Below are 14483 nucleotides of genomic sequence, written 5' to 3'. Positions count from 1 at the left end.
TCGATACTTGCTCCTTCGTCGCATTGTCTCGACCACTCGGACGCGAGACGGCCGCGAACTGTGTCTTTTGGCCGCGACTTCGTCGCGGCGGGGTTTTCGGGCCTTTGGGTCTCGCGTTCTTGTGGTTGACACTTGCTTCTTCGTCGCTTTGTCTCGGACGCGAGACGGCCGAAAACCGTTGTGGTGACGTTGGTGTCTCGCTTTGCGGAGAACGGCTCGACTACTTTCGGAGGCATGGTGCCCGTGGGTGCGGGGGCCTCTTGTCCCGCGTTCGAGTGGAAGAGCTTTTTCGCCTTTCAGCTCTCCCACTCGAACCGGGACGGGCCGCGGAAACGAAACTGCTTTCGAGACCCGCGAACTCGGGGACTACTTCAGGTTCTTGGCCCAGTCGTAGGACTTCAGGTACGGGTCGGGGGTGATGGGCTTGCCGGAATCCCAGACCGTGTAGATCAGGCCGTCGGGGCGGATCTCGCCGATTCGGGCGGTCTTGGTGATGTGGTGGTTGGAGCCGTCGATGGTGACCTTGCCCTCGGGGGCTTCGAAGCTCACGCCGTCGGCGGCGGCCTGGATATCGGCTACGGCGAAGGAGTTGGCTTTCTCCACCGTGTTCTTCCACAGGTAGACCGAGGCGTAGGCCGCCTCCATCGGGTCCGAGGTGGGCTTGTCGGCGCCGAACGCGGCCTTGTACGCGTCTACGAACGCCTTGTTCTGGGGACTGTCGACGGTCTGGTAGTAGTTCCACGCGGTGAGCTGGCCCGCGATGTTCTGCGCGCCGATGCCCGCGACCTCTTCCTCGGCGATGGACACCGAGACGACCGGCATATCGGCGGCCTTCAGGCCCGCGTTGGTGTATTCGCGGAAGAACGCGACATTGGAATCGCCGTTGAGGGTGTTGAACACCGCGCCCGCCTTGGCGGTGCGGACCTTGTTGATGATTGTGGAGAAATCGGTGGAACCGAGCGGGGTGTAGTCCTCACCCTTTATCTCGATGCCGTTGGCGGCGGCGTACGCCTTGATCTCGCGGTTGGCGGTCTGCGGGAAGACGTAGTCCGAACCGACCAGGTACAGCGAGGTGATGCCCTTCTGCTTGAGGTAGTCAAGGGCGGGGATGATCTGTTGGTTGGTGGTCGCGCCGGTGTAGAAGATGTTCTTGCTGTCCTCGAGGCCCTCGTACTGGACGGGGTAGTAGAGCAGCGAGTTCAGGTTCTCGAATTTGGGCTTCATGGCCTTGCGGCTCGAGGAGGTCCAGCCGCCGAAGACCGCGGCGACGCAGTCGGAGCTGATGAGTTTCTCGGCCTTCTCGGCGAAGGTCTTCGGGTCCGACGCGCCGTCCTCGAGCACGAGGTCGATCTTCTTGCCGAGCACACCGCCCGCGGCGTTGATCTGGTCCACCGCCAGCTTGGTCGAATTGGCGACGGTGACCTCGGAGATGGCCATCGTGCCGGACAGCGAGTGCAACGAGCCGACCTTGATCGTCGGCTTGGATGTGTCGACGCAGGCGGCGGCGTTGGAACCGCCGGTCGAGGCGTCGTCCTTCGCGCCGCAGGCGGTCAGCAACAGGCCGGCGAGCGCCAGTGCGGTTGGGGCGACCAGCACCTTGGTCAGGCGTCCGCGGGGTGAGCGTGTTGCAGGGGAATCTGGCATGGGGCGGGACCCTTCTCACTTCATCAGGTGTCGGCGGCGTTGGCTGCGCCGCGCCGAATACGCCCGCCTTTGCACCGGTCAGACCTGTAGACCGGTGTGTATACAACGGCTGTATTCGTGGTGCGAACGGTAGACGTCTGTTGTTGCGCCGGAATATCTGTCGGTGACGATGCGATTGCCGATGTTTCCGCGATGTGAACGTTTCCGGTTACCCGGCGGTGAACCTCCGTGAGCCCGGGGTTCACCGCCGGTTTCCGTGCCGAGGTCCCTACGGTTGCGTAGCCGAGCGACGGTGCGGCAGGCTTCGTTTATACGATGTCAAAACGCCCATCGAGGAGGTCTGCTGTGAGCCGAGGGCATGCGGCGGGGAGTCACTACAGAGCCAATGTTCGCGATATCGAGTTCAATCTGTTCGAGGTGCTCGAACTGGGCAAACTGCTCGATACCGGCGCCTACGGCGATCTGGATTCCGACACCGTGCGCGAGATGCTCGCGGAGGTGCGGCGGCTGGCCGAGGGCCCGGTCGCCGAATCCTTCGCCGTCGCCGACCGTGAACCGGTCGTCTACGATCCGGCTACGTTTTCGATCTCCGTTCCCGAACCGCTCACCAAGACGATCGAGGCGGTGCGGGAGGGAGACTGGAGCAGGCTCGGGCTACCGGAGGGCATGGGCGGCACGCCCGCGCCCGCCGCCGTGGTCTGGTCGATCAACGAAATGCTGACCTGCGCCAATCCGGCCGCCAGCTTCTTCAATATGGGCCCGGTCATGGCATCGGTGCTCTACAACGTCGGCACCGAGGAACAGCGGCACTGGGCGCGGGCGGGCTACGAACGCGGCTGGCAGGGCACGATGGTGCTGACCGAGCCGGACGCGGGCTCCGATGTAGGGGCGGGCCGCACCAAGGCCATACCCCAGGAGGACGGCACCTGGCATATCGAAGGCGTCAAGCGGTTCATCTCCGGCGCCGATGTCGGCGAGACCGCCGAGAACGTCTTCCATTTGGTGCTGGCCCGCCCGGAGGGCGCCGGGCCGGGCACCAAGGGGTTGTCGCTGTTCTACGTGCCGAAATATCACTTCGATTCCGAGACACTGGAACTCGGCGATCGCAATGGCGTATTCGTCACCGGCGTGGAACACAAGATGGGCCTGAAGTCCTCGCCTACCTGTGAACTCACCTTCGGCGGCACCGACGTTCCGGCCAAGGGCTGGCTGGTCGGCGGCGTGCACAACGGCATCGCGCAGATGTTCCAGGTGATCGAGAACGCGCGCATGGTGGTCGGCATCAAGTCCAGCGGCACCCTGTCCACCGGCTACCTGAACGCGCTCGACTACGCCAAACAGCGGGTGCAGGGCGCCGACCTCACGCGGATGTCGGACAAGTCGGCCCCACGCGTCACCATCACCCACCACCCGGACGTGCGCCGCTCGCTGACCATGCAGAAGGCATACGCCGAGGGGCTGCGCGCCGTATACCTCTACACCGCCGCCCACCAGAACGCCGATGTGGCGCAATTGGTCTCGGGCGCGGATGCCGAACTCGCGCACCGGGTCGACGATCTGCTGCTGCCGATCGTGAAGGGCGTCGGCTCCGAGCGGGCCTACCAATACCTGGCCGAATCCCTTCAGACGCTGGGTGGTTCGGGATATCTCCAGGACTATCCGATCGAGCAGTACATCCGCGACGCCAAGATCGACTCGCTCTACGAGGGCACCACCGCCATCCAGGCGCAGGATTTCTTCTTCCGCAAGATCATCCGGGACAAAGGCGTGGCCCTCGGCCACGTCAGCGCCGAGATCGGGAAATTCCTCGACGCGAACACCGGCCGTTTCACCGCCGAACGCGCCCTGCTGGCCACCGCGGCCGCCGACGTACAGGCCATGGTGACCTCGCTCACCGGTTATCTCATGGCCGCGCAACAGGATTCGGCCGAGCTGTACAAGGTCGGCCTCGGCTCGGTGCGTTTCCTGCTCGCCGTGGGCGACCTGCTCGTCGGCTGGCGACTGCTGGTACAGGCCGAGATCGCCGCGGCGGCGCTGGCCGCCGACGCCACGGAACAGGACCGCCCCTTCTATACCGGCAAGGTCGCCGTCGCGAGCTTCTTCGCCAAGAACGTCCTGCCCCAGCTCACCGCCACCAGGAAGGTGATCGCCGCCCTCGACACCGACATCATGAGCATGGACGAATCGGCCTTCTGACCGGGGACCGACTACTCGGACAGGAGTCTGAGGACCACCGGGCGGGAGAGGGTGCCGTGTACGCGGCGGGCCAATCGGTTGGCGCTCTCGCCCGCGGCGTGCGCTTCGCGCAGGGCCGCGGTGAGTTCGTCGCGGGCGGCGTCGGCGGCGGCTCGGGCCTCGCGTAGTTCGCGGGCGGCGCGGTCGACGGGGTCGCCTGCCGGCTCGGGATCATCGGTCAATGTGTTGACCGATGAGTCGGGGGCGGTGCGGCGCCGCGACGAGGCGCCGCGGGGGCCGATGGCGTCGTTCTGCATGGCGGCGCGGGCGAATTCGCGCAGGAAGTCGCGGGTGGCCTCGGTGTCATCGGCGGCGTCGCCGAGTAGCAGGCGGGTGGTCTGTGGCACGGCCAGACTCCAGTTGGCCAGGCCGCACAGTGCGATGAGCGTGCGACCCGCGAATTCCTCGTCGATATCGAACTGCCGCTGGACGCTGTCGAATTTCTGCACGTAGTGCTCGGCACGCCAGCCGTCGACATCGTGCGCGTCGGCGCCGCGGTGCAGGCCCTCCCACAGCAGCAGGCGCAGCAACTGCGGATTCGCGCGGTGGTAGTCGAACAGGTCGGCGACGTAATCGCCCGGATCGGTCTGTGCGAGCGGGCGAACCACATCGAGGAATTCGCGCATGGTCTCGATGAGAATGACGTCGAAGAGTTTGTCCTTGCTGCCGAACAGGCCGTATATGCGCTCCTTGTTGACACCGGCCGCCTCGGCGATGCGGTCCACCCGCGCGCCCGCGAGTCCGTACTCGGCGAATTCGGCGCGGGCCGCGCGCATCAGCGCCTGTTTGGTGGCGTCGCTGCGCTGGCCCTGCCTCGGCGCCTCGGAATGGCGCGGCGGCTCGCCGCGGCGCGTGCGCGGCGGTGTCGCACCCTGTTCGATACCGGCCGTCATGGAGTGCACTCTACCATCACACTAACCAACTATTTGGTTGACAACCTGGCGAAGCCCGGCCTAGCGTCGTCGCATGGCTATGCCGACACTTCGACCTCGAGCCGCTTCCGTCGCCCTCGGCCACTCGGCTCGGGCGCACACCGGCCGTACGCTGCCCGTCTTCGTCCTCTCCGCACTCCTCGCCACCGGCCAGATGTACATTCCCATCCCGATGTTCGGCGCCATGCAGGCCGACTGGCACGTGGGCTCGGCTGTCATGACGTGGGTCATCAGCGCGTTCGCCTTCGGTTACGCGGGCGGGTTCGTGCTGTTCGGTCCGCTGTCGGACCGCTACGGCCACCGCCGCGTGCTCATCGCGGGCATGCTCACCGCCACAGTGGTCACCCTATTGACCGGCCTGGCTCCCGCCGCCGGGCTCGCCGTCGGCCTGCGGGTGGTCCAGGGCCTGGTCGTCGGGTCGATTCCGCCCGCGATCATGGCCTATGTCGCCACCCGCGTCGCGCCCGGACATCGCGCCGTGGTCACCATGTCCGTGGCCACCTCGTTCCTCGCGGCCACGGTCATCGCCCAGTTGGTCTCCCAGACGGTGGTCGCCGCCTTCCCGTGGCGCACCGTATTCTTCGGCTCCGCCGTGCTTTTCGCGTCGCTGGCCGCGGTTCTGCGCTCGGTCATGATGGACGACGCGCCCACCGGGCGCGACAAACCGCTGCGGTACAGCTACGCCGCGATCCCCGCGGTGCTGCGCATCGGCGCGCTGCTGCCCATGCTGGCCGCGGGCGCGCTGAGTATGGCGGTCATGGTCGGGGTCTACACCGGTATCGAGCTCACCGGACTGGTGCGGGGTTCCGGTGAGCTGCTCGCCCTGCGCGCGGGTGCGCTGCCGGTCATGTTCGCACTCCCGCTGCTGGCCATACCGCTGTCGCGCCTGCCGCGGCACGTCCAGATGGTGCTCGGGGTGCTGGTGGCGGCGATGGCCATGGTCGCGGCCACCTTCGAGGGGGCGCATCCGGCCGCGCTGACGTTCCTGCTGGCGATCCTGGTCGGCGGCCTCGGCGTGATCGCCCCCGCGGTTCTCCAGAGCGCGGGCGAACTGGGCGGCGAATCCCGCGCGGCGGCGTCCTCGGTCGCGATGTTCAGTTTCTATGTGGGAGCCACGATCGGCCCGATCGTCGCCGCGGTCGCCGCGCCGCACGGATTCGCCGTGCTCGCCTGGACATTGGCCGGACTACTGGTGGCGGCGCTGGCGCTGACGCTGCTCGGGGCGCGGCTACTGGGTGCGAAATCCGTTCGGGCCGCGGCCGTCTCGGGCGCCGACGAGATCATTTGAGGACATAGGGCGACACCGAACTGCGGTGTTCGCTGATATCGAGCACCTTGCCGAGGGGCGGGAAGGCGCGCTGCGGACAGTTGGCTCGTTCGCACACGCGGCATCCCGCCCCGATCGGCGTCGCGGTGGCCTCGCCGAGGTCGAGCCCGTCCGCGTAGACGACCCGGCCCGCGTGCCGCAGTTCGCATCCGAGTCCGATGGCGAAGGTCTTGCTCGGCTGGCCGTAACGGGTCGCCCGCCGTTCCACGGTGCGCGCGATCCACAGGTACTTGCGGCCGTCGGGCATCTCGGCGATCTGGGTCATGATCTTGCCCGGATAGGCGAAGGTCTCGTACACGTTCCACAGCGGGCAGGTGCCGCCGCTGGCGGAGAAGTGGAATCCGGTGGCGGACTGGCGCTTGGACATATTGCCCGCACGGTCCACGCGCACGAAGGAGAACGGGACGCCGCGCAGTTTCGGCCGTTGCAGGGTGGACAGGCGATGGCAGATCGTCTCGTAGCTCTGGGTGAAGAAGGCCGAGAGCCGTTCGATGTCGTAGCGGAAGTCCTCGGCGACCTCGTGGAAGTGTGTGTACGGCAGCATCGTGGCCGCCGCGAAATAGTTGGCCAGCCCGAGCATGGCCAGCTTCCGGGTGTCCTCGGACGCGAAATTGCCCTCTTCGACCAGCTTTTCGAGCAGATCGCCGCATTCGAAGTAGGCCAGTTCGGCGGCGAGTTTGAAGGTGCGCTGCCCGCCGGACAGGTGGGGGGAGATCTCGAGCAGCCGGGTCCGCGGATCGTAGCGGTGCAGAACGCCTTCGCCGAGGTCGATGCGCTGGACGATGGACACGTCGTGGGCGCGCAACCGCCGGGCGATCTCGCTGCCCACCTCGCCGCCGTGGAAGCGGATGCGCGCGGTGAGCTCCTCGGCGGCGGTGTCGAGTTCGTGGATGTAGTTCTGCCGCTGGTAGAAGAAGTCGCGCACTTCCTCGTGCGGTTTGCTGATGGTGGCGCTGCCCGCGCCGTCGGCGAAGCGGTCCTCGGTGGCCGCGGCGAGTTGGGCGCTGGTGTTGCGGTAGCGGTTGTGCATGTTGACCAGTGCGCGGGCCATGCTCGGATGCGCGGAGACCATATCGGCGATCTCCTGGGTGTCGGCCTCGATGCCGAGCTCGCGGTCCATGACCACCTCTTGGAGTTCGGCGATGAGGCGGGTGTCGTCCTGGGAGGAGAAGAAGGTCGTGTCGACCCCGAACACCTCGCTGATCCGCAGCAGGACCGGTACCGTGAGCGGTCGGACATCGTGTTCGATCTGGTTGAGGTAACTCGCCGAGATTTCGAGCTTGCTCGCCAGCGCGACCTGGCTCAATCCGCGTTCGGTCCGCAGCTGTCGCAGCCGCGCCCCGACGTAAGTCTTGGCCATCCGTCCAGTTTATGGACGCTTTCACAGCATTGCCAATGAAAAATTAGCAGTGGCGTTGAGCTATATGTCACAGCGCCGGGTTACGGTCGACAGGTGCAGTTCTCGGATGTCGTACAGACTTCGGAGACCGTTCGCGCGACCCGGTCCCGGAAGACGAAGATCGCGGCCATAGCCGCATTGCTTGGCGCCGCCGTGCCCGACGAGCTGGAACCCGTGGTCGCGTGGGTATCCGGCGAGTTGCGGCAGGGCCGCCTCGGCACGGGCTGGCGTACCCTCACCGCACTCGACGGCGCGCCCGCCGCCGCCCCCGCCCTGACCGTCACCGAGGTCGACGCCGCCTTCACCGCGCTGGCCGCCACCTCGGGCGCCGGCTCTACGGCGCGTCGCCGGGAACTGCTGACCTCGCTGTGGAACGCGGCCACCGCCGAGGAGCAGTCCTTCCTGGCGCGGCTGCTGTCGGGAGAGCTGCGCCAGGGCGCGCTGACCGCGGTGGTCAGCGAGGCGGTTGCGGTCGCCGCCGAGGTGCCGCTGGAACTGGTTCGCCGGGCGTACATGCTCTGTGGGCAGCTGCCGCGCACCGCGACGGCCGCGCGCACCGGCGGCGCGGCGGCGCTGGCGGCGTTCCGGCTCGAGGTCGGGCGACCCGTCCGGCCCATGCTGGCCTCGCCCGGCCCGAGTCTGGACGAGGCGCTGGCCGAATTCGCCGGCGAGGTCAGTGTCGAGCACAAACTCGACGGCGCGCGCATCCAGGTGCACCGCGACGGCGACCGGGTCAGCGTCTTCACCCGGACCCTGCGCGACATCACCGCAGGCGTGCCCGAACTCGTCGACCTCGTGCGCGGACTCGACTGCACGAGCGTGGTGCTCGACGGTGAGACCCTCGCGCTCACCGACGCGGGCCGCCCGCGCCCGTTCCAGGAGACCATGAGCCGATTCGCGGTCTTCGATCCGGCGCTGTTGCCGCCGGGCGCCAATCCCACCCGCGAACTGCTGCTACACCCCTACTTCTTCGACTGCCTGCACCTCGACGGCGAGGATCTGCTCGACGCACCGCTGCGCGACCGCCGGATCGCACTCACCAAGGTGGCCAGTGCGCACAGCATCCCCGCGCTCATCGGCCCCGATGCCGAGGCGGCCGCGGAGTACTTCGACGGCGCGCTGGCCGCGGGTCACGAAGGGGTCATGGTCAAGTCGCTCGACGCTCCCTACGCGGCGGGGCGGCGCGGTCGGGCCTGGCAGAAGATCAAGCCGACCCACACCCTGGATCTGGTGGTGCTCGGCGCGGAATGGGGGTACGGCCGCCGCACCGGTTACCTGTCGAATCTGCATCTCGGCGCCCGCGACCCCGTGACCGGCGAGCCGGTGATGGTCGGCAAGACCTTCAAGGGGCTCACCGACGCGCTGTTGCAGTGGCAGACGGCCGAATTCCCGCGCCACGAGCGCTCGCGCGACGAGTACACCGTGTACCTGTGGCCGGAGCTGGTGGTGGAGATCGCACTCGACGGCGTGCAGTTCAGTCCCCGCTATCCGGGCGGGGTCGCGCTGCGTTTCGCCCGGGTGGTGCGGTACCGCCCGGACAAGTCACCCGCCGACGCGGACACCATCGACATGCTGCGCGCCTTGCTGCCGAAGAGCTGAGCCCGGCCGTGCCGTCTACGGTACGGCCAGTTTCTCCACGACGATATGCGGCGCGATACGGGTGCGCGTACAGCGATCGATCTCGCCCGCCACCGGGATCACCTTCGCCGCCGCCGCGGTGGCCACGGCATCGGCGAGTATCGCCCCCCAGTCGGGTTCGGATCGCTCGGACAGTGCGGCGATCACCGCGGCGGCCGCGGAATCGTCGGCCCCGGTGGGGTTTCCGGTTATGGTCGGCGGCGGTACCGCCGACCATCCGCCGGTCGCGGTCACCGCGACCATGCCCTCGATACAGCCGGTCGCGATGACCGCCCGCACCCCGCGTTCGATCAGCGGGTAGGCGGCCTCGACCACAGCGTCGGCGGTGCGCGGCGTCCGGCCGGTGAGACGTTCGACGCCCTCGGCGTTCGGCATGAGGACGACGCCGGGAACATCGGCGGCCAAGCGCAGCGCCTCGCCGTCGACATCGCAGATGGTGGCGACACCCGCCTCGACGGCGGTGCGCGCGATCTGCGCGGGAAGGCCGGGATCGATCCCGCCGGGTAGCGGACCGGAGATCACCAGCCCGTTGATACCCGGCAGCAGCCCGCTCACCCGTACCGACAGTTGTTCGGCGGCATGCGGATTGGAGATCCGCGCACCCGGTTCCCACAGCGCGGTGGCGGTGCCGTCCTCGGATTCGCTGATCACCACCGTGCGGCGCACCCACGGCAGCGCGTGCACGAAGTCGACCGGGAGTTCCAGTTCGGCCGCCGCCGCGAACGCGTGATCGGAGAAGCCGGTGGCCCGCGCGTACTTGCCGAGCTGATTCAGCACGCGCGTGACATTGATGCCCTTGCCGCCGATGCGCTGCTCGACCGAGCGGACTCGATGCGCCCGGCCACGCTCGAACCCCTCGACCCGGTAGGTCATGTCGTAAGCCGGATTCATGGTCACGGTGAGAATCACGTCAACCACTGTCCATGTCTGAGCACCCCGCGCAATCGTAGGTTGTCATCGACTATTACCAGGTCGGCGTACATGCCGGTCCGAAGATCGCCGACTTCGGTCAGCCCGGCGGCGCGCGCGGGAACCGCCGTCGCCGCCGCGACCGCGATGGGCAGCGGCACGTGCGCCGAGTAGACCGTCCACCGCAGGCATTCCAGCAGCGTAGCGGTACCGCCCGCCAGCGCGCCGTCGGGCAGCCGCGCGATTCCCGCCGTGACCCGCACCTCGCGCGGTCCGAGCCGATAGTGTCCGTCCGGCATGCCCGCGGCCCGCATGGCGTCGGTCACCAATGCCACCGCGCCCGGCGCCGCCGCGAAGACCAGCGCGGCGAATCCGGCGTCGACGTGCGCGCCGTCGCCGATGAGTTCCACCACCGCCGATCCGCGCGCGGCCGCCACCAGCGCGGCGGCCACCGGCCCGGGGGCGCGATGGTGCAATGCGGGCATGGCGTTGGCGAGGTGGGTGACGAGTCCGGCCGCGCCCGCGGGCCGCAGCGCGTCGAGGAATCGCGAGTAGTCGGCGTCGGTGTGGCCGAGCGCGATCGTGACCGCGGCATCGGAAAGTTGCTGTGCGACAGCGCCGTAGCCCGGAAGTTCCGGGGCGAGGGTCATCACGCGCAGGTGGCCGCCGCCCGCGTCGAGCAGCCGTTCGGTCAGGTCGGGATCGGGATCGCGGACATATCGGGGGTCCTGAGCGCCGCAGCGGACACCGGACAGATACGGACCCTCGGCGTATATGCCGCCGATGGTTCCCTCGGCGGCGACCTCGCGCAGGCTCGCGATCTGGGCGATCATCTCCTCGGCGGGCGCGGTGAGGATACCGGCCAGCACCGTCGTCGTCCCGTGCGCGGCGTGATACCGCGCCGCCGCCCGTGCCCGATCCGGGTCGACGGTGTCGAAGCCGTGGCCGTGGCCGCCGTGATTGTGGATGTCCACCAGTCCGGGCAGGATCGTCCCGGCGTGCTCGGGCACCGGCGAATCGGGATGTCGGCCAACCCATTCGGCGAAGGCGGCGACGCAGGCGATCCGCTCGCCCTCGATCGTGACGACCCCGTCGTCGAGTTGCCGATCGGCGCGCATCACGCGTCCGCGCACCGCTCGCGGCGCGGCAGTCATCCGGTACCTCCATCCGACCCGTAGACCATCCATCCTTGCCGAACCGTGCGCCGCGGACCGTGAGATCCGGAATTCGGCGCGTCGTGGAATAGGGCCGCGCAGCACCGGCCGCGACGCGGAGAGATTGCGAGATATGTTGTCGCACTTGATGTGAGCGGGACAACAGTGCTTCGCGACGGCTGGTGCGGCGGGGCCGGGCCGGTACCATTTCCCGCGTGGCGCGCGGCGGTGACGAACAGCGGGAGGGACGCAATTACGGCGGACTGACCCGTGACCAGCGGGTGGCGCAGCGGCGGGAGCGTCTGATCGAGGCGGCGCTGGAACTCTACGGAACCCAGGGCTACGCGGCCACGTCGATCGAGCGGCTGTGCGCGGTCGCCAATGTCTCCACCCGCAGCTTCTACGAGGATGTCGGCAGTCGCGAGGCGCTGTTGGTCGCGCTGGTCAACCGCACCACCGCACAGGCGGTGGCGGCCGCGACGGCCGCGCTGGACGCCGTGCGCGAGGAGCCGCTGCGGGTGCGGGTGACGGCGGCATTCCGCGCCTATCTCGCCGTGACCTGCCACGATGTCCGCACCGCGCGAGTGCATTACGTGGAGGTGGTCGGTGTAAGCGATGCCGTCGAGCAGTGGCGCAGGCAGCAGCGCCGACAGCTCTGCGCGCTGCTGGTCGGCGAGGCCGAACGCGCGGTCGCGCGCGGGGAGACCACCGCGCGGCGCTTCGACCTGTTCGCGTTCGCGGTGATCGGCGCGGTGAATTCGCTGGCCCAGGAATTCGGCGATATCGCCGATACCGAGTCGCCTATCACCCTCGACGAAATATGCGAGGAGATCGCCCATTTCGTGAATTCGAGTCTCGCCGCGCACTGAGGTGATCTCAGCAAGGTAGGTACCGGTTTCGCCTGCCGCAGCGGAAGTTGTTGAGCGACACTCCGATTGGGTGCTGGCATGGACGTGGAGTCCCCGGTATATGGGTTCTGACCGGAAAATAGCCGAAGGTGACCAGGCGCGGCGAAGCCACCCGGCGGTGCCGGGTTGGTGTTTTCCGACGTGGTCGTGTCGGGCGGGTGTGGCGGTCAGGCGGCGGGTTCGAGGGTGACGCGATAGCCCATCGCCATCAGTTGTGCGACGTGGTTGCGGGTGCGGCGTTCGGTGTTGACGCGGGTGGTGTGGTAGTCGGCGCCGAGATCGCGGAAGCGCTCGCGGGGGTTGCTGAGCAGGTTCCAGATGATTACCAGGATCGAACGGGCGACCGCGACGAGAGCTTTGAGCTTGCCACGGCGCTTGACCAGGCGCCGGTAGCGTTCGCCGAGGAAGGTGTTCGTTTTCGCGGCCGCTGCGGCGGCTTCGCTGAGCGCTGCTTTCAGATACGGGTTGCCCTTGCCGGACTTGCCCGCACGCTGCACGGGTCCGGACTGGATGGTGCGCGGACACAGTTTCGCCCACGACACCAGGTGCGCGGCGGTCCGGAACCGGGTCATGTCCACACCGATCTCGGCGATGATGGATTGCGCGAGTCCGGGGCTGATGCCGGGAATCTCGTCGAGCCGCTCGACGGCGCTGAGTTCGCCGCCTTCTTCGCCGGATCTGCCCGCGGCGTCGGGGCCGCTGCGGTCATCGGTGCCCGGTTCGGGCTCGATCGCGGCCAGCAGCTCGTCGATGCGGGCGGTGAGCGTGGCGATCTGAGCTGACAGCGCGTCGATCTGGTCGAGCAGCATCCGGGCCAGTTCGCCGTGGTGAGCGTCGAACCTGCCGTCGAGAGCCTCGACCAGATCGGCATGTTTACGTGCCATCCGCCCGCGCGCCAGACCGGCGAGCCGGCGCGGGTCGCGTTCCCCGGCGATCAACGCCTCGATCATGTCGCGCACCGACAGTGTGGCCATGGTCGAGGCCACTGCGGACACCTTGATCGAGGCATCCTCGAGCAGCTTCTCCAACCGCTGCCGATACCGGGTCCGGTCCCGGGTCAGATCGACCCGTAACCGCGTGTAGTCACGCACCTGCCGGATCGGGCCGGCGGCACGAAACTCGGCCGTAACAGGCCCTTCTCGGTGAGCTTGGCCAGCCACACCGCATCGAGCCTGTCGGTCTCGGGTCGCCCCGGCACATTCTTCACCTCCCGGGCGTTGACCAGTTGCACCGGCAACCCCGCCGCCTCCAGCACATAGAACCAGATCCGCCAATAATCCGAGGTCGACTCCACGGTCACCCTCTCGACCCCCGCGGCGAGCAGATCCTCGGCCAGCTCCGCGACCGCGCTGGTCCGTGCCGCCACGTCCCACACCTTGCTGACCCGGCGGCCCGCTCGGCTGGTCGTGCGCACGCACACCTTGCCCGAGTTCTTGGCCACATCGATCGCGCAGACCCGCTCGATCACCAACTCGTGCTCAGCGTCGGCGATCTCTTCCGGCTCCCGCTTCAACTTCGTTGTCCTCCATCGGTCCGAATTCCAGCAGGCGGGCCGCCCGGGGGCCTCGGTACAGGGAATCGAAATTCTGACCGGCGTGCTCGAAGCAACAGTGCGTGACCCTTCCAGGTCGGGCCCCGGCACCAAGCTCACCAACAGGCTGAAAAAACACCCAAGAACTCGACGGCGTCGGCAGGCGACCCGACCCCATTTTCACGCCTGCGAGGCGTCAACCGAAGGGAAACAGGGGAACTCACCACAAGCTCCACTGCCCTGAAGGACTCCACGTGATCGCCTATCATGCCATGCTCGATGTTCCCCGGGAACTGGTCGGGTACGTGTCGCGGCTGCTGGCCGCCGAACGCCGCGCGCGAGGCACTCGCCGGGGCAGTCGGGCGCTGACCTGCTGGAAACAGGCATTGTTCGTGGTGGCGTGGTTCGGCAAGCAGGACGACCTGGCCGTGCTCGGGGCGGGATTCGGTATCAGCCGCGCCACCGCCTACCGCTACCACAGCGAGGGCGTCACCGTGCTCGCCGAGCAGGCCCCGGACCTGCACGAAGCCCTGGCCCGCGCGCACGACGAGGGCCTGGCCTACGTGATCCTCGACGGGAAGATCTTCGACGCCGACCGCAGCGGCGAGCAGACCACCAGTGTGAAGGGCAAGCAGGTCGATCTCTGGTACTCCGGGAAAGCCCACGGGCACGGCGGCAACGTCCAAGCACTTTCTGCGCCAACGGGATTGCCGCTGTGGGTCGGCGATGCCGAGCCCGGCTCGGTGCACGACCTGGTCGCCGCCCGCGAACACGTACTGGCCGCCCTGTACTGGGCCGCGTCGCAG

General features: G+C 68.0%; 10 protein-coding genes and 1 pseudogene. 5 read left to right on the top strand and 6 right to left on the bottom strand.

Annotated elements, in window-relative coordinates; all coding sequences use genetic code 11:
• Positions 1-366: 366 nt before the first annotated feature.
• On the bottom strand, positions 367-1644 hold the full coding sequence (gene urtA / locus APZ21_RS06400) for an urea ABC transporter substrate-binding protein (protein ID WP_054812292.1): 1278 nt from the start codon (positions 1642-1644) through the stop codon (positions 367-369).
• A gap of 345 nt (positions 1645-1989) precedes the next feature.
• Here urtA and APZ21_RS06395 point away from each other — a divergent pair, with 345 nt between their 5' ends.
• Complete coding sequence (locus APZ21_RS06395; RefSeq protein WP_239476513.1) at positions 1990-3840, top strand: acyl-CoA dehydrogenase; 1851 nt, start codon at positions 1990-1992, stop codon at positions 3838-3840.
• A gap of 11 nt (positions 3841-3851) precedes the next feature.
• Here the strand turns inward: APZ21_RS06395 and APZ21_RS06390 are convergent, their stop codons facing one another.
• A complete protein-coding gene (locus APZ21_RS06390; protein ID WP_082392888.1) occupies positions 3852-4772 on the bottom strand; it encodes a TetR/AcrR family transcriptional regulator in 921 nt (306 codons plus the stop codon).
• A 73-nt stretch (positions 4773-4845) separates the two neighbouring features.
• Here APZ21_RS06390 and APZ21_RS06385 point away from each other — a divergent pair, with 73 nt between their 5' ends.
• The gene (locus tag APZ21_RS06385) at positions 4846-6099 is read left to right on the top strand and encodes an MFS transporter (RefSeq protein WP_054812290.1); all 1254 of its coding nucleotides are present in this window, start codon (positions 4846-4848) and stop codon (positions 6097-6099) included.
• Here the strand turns inward: APZ21_RS06385 and ramB are convergent.
• Positions 6092-7498, bottom strand: a complete 1407-nt coding sequence (ramB, locus tag APZ21_RS06380; protein ID WP_054812289.1) for an acetate metabolism transcriptional regulator RamB — start codon at positions 7496-7498, stop codon at positions 6092-6094. The two genes, APZ21_RS06385 and ramB, sit on opposite strands and share 8 nt — an antisense overlap.
• 93 nt (positions 7499-7591) lie before the next feature.
• Here ramB and APZ21_RS06375 point away from each other — a divergent pair, with 93 nt between their 5' ends.
• Positions 7592-9136: an ATP-dependent DNA ligase gene (locus APZ21_RS06375; RefSeq protein WP_054812288.1), complete on the top strand. Its 1545-nt coding sequence runs from the start codon at positions 7592-7594 to the stop codon at positions 9134-9136.
• 15 nt (positions 9137-9151) lie between these two features.
• Here the strand turns inward: APZ21_RS06375 and APZ21_RS06370 are convergent, their stop codons facing one another.
• Positions 9152-10084 (bottom strand): hexose kinase, encoded by a 933-nt coding sequence (locus tag APZ21_RS06370; RefSeq protein ID WP_082392887.1) that lies wholly within the window; start codon positions 10082-10084, stop codon positions 9152-9154.
• Positions 10081-11238 (bottom strand): N-acetylglucosamine-6-phosphate deacetylase, encoded by a 1158-nt coding sequence (locus APZ21_RS06365; RefSeq protein ID WP_054812287.1) that lies wholly within the window; start codon positions 11236-11238, stop codon positions 10081-10083. The genes APZ21_RS06370 and APZ21_RS06365 overlap by 4 nt, the downstream gene beginning before the upstream one ends.
• A gap of 215 nt (positions 11239-11453) precedes the next feature.
• Here APZ21_RS06365 and APZ21_RS06360 point away from each other — a divergent pair, with 215 nt between their 5' ends.
• A complete protein-coding gene (locus tag APZ21_RS06360; protein WP_054812286.1) occupies positions 11454-12107 on the top strand; it encodes a TetR/AcrR family transcriptional regulator in 654 nt (217 codons plus the stop codon).
• A gap of 206 nt (positions 12108-12313) precedes the next feature.
• Here APZ21_RS06360 and APZ21_RS32790 read toward each other — a convergent pair.
• Positions 12314-13659: pseudogene (locus APZ21_RS32790) on the bottom strand (IS110 family RNA-guided transposase).
• Between the two features lie 272 nt (positions 13660-13931).
• On the opposite strand from APZ21_RS32790, the gene APZ21_RS06345 reads away from it, so the two are divergent.
• On the top strand, positions 13932-14483 hold a 552-nt coding region (locus APZ21_RS06345), incomplete at its 3' end, for a transposase family protein (protein ID WP_156370777.1).

The organism is Nocardia arizonensis, from assembly GCF_001310275.1.
In the GTDB taxonomy this organism is placed as follows: domain Bacteria; phylum Actinomycetota; class Actinomycetes; order Mycobacteriales; family Mycobacteriaceae; genus Nocardia; species Nocardia arizonensis.
This window is presented reverse-complemented; position numbering and strand designations above follow the sequence as displayed.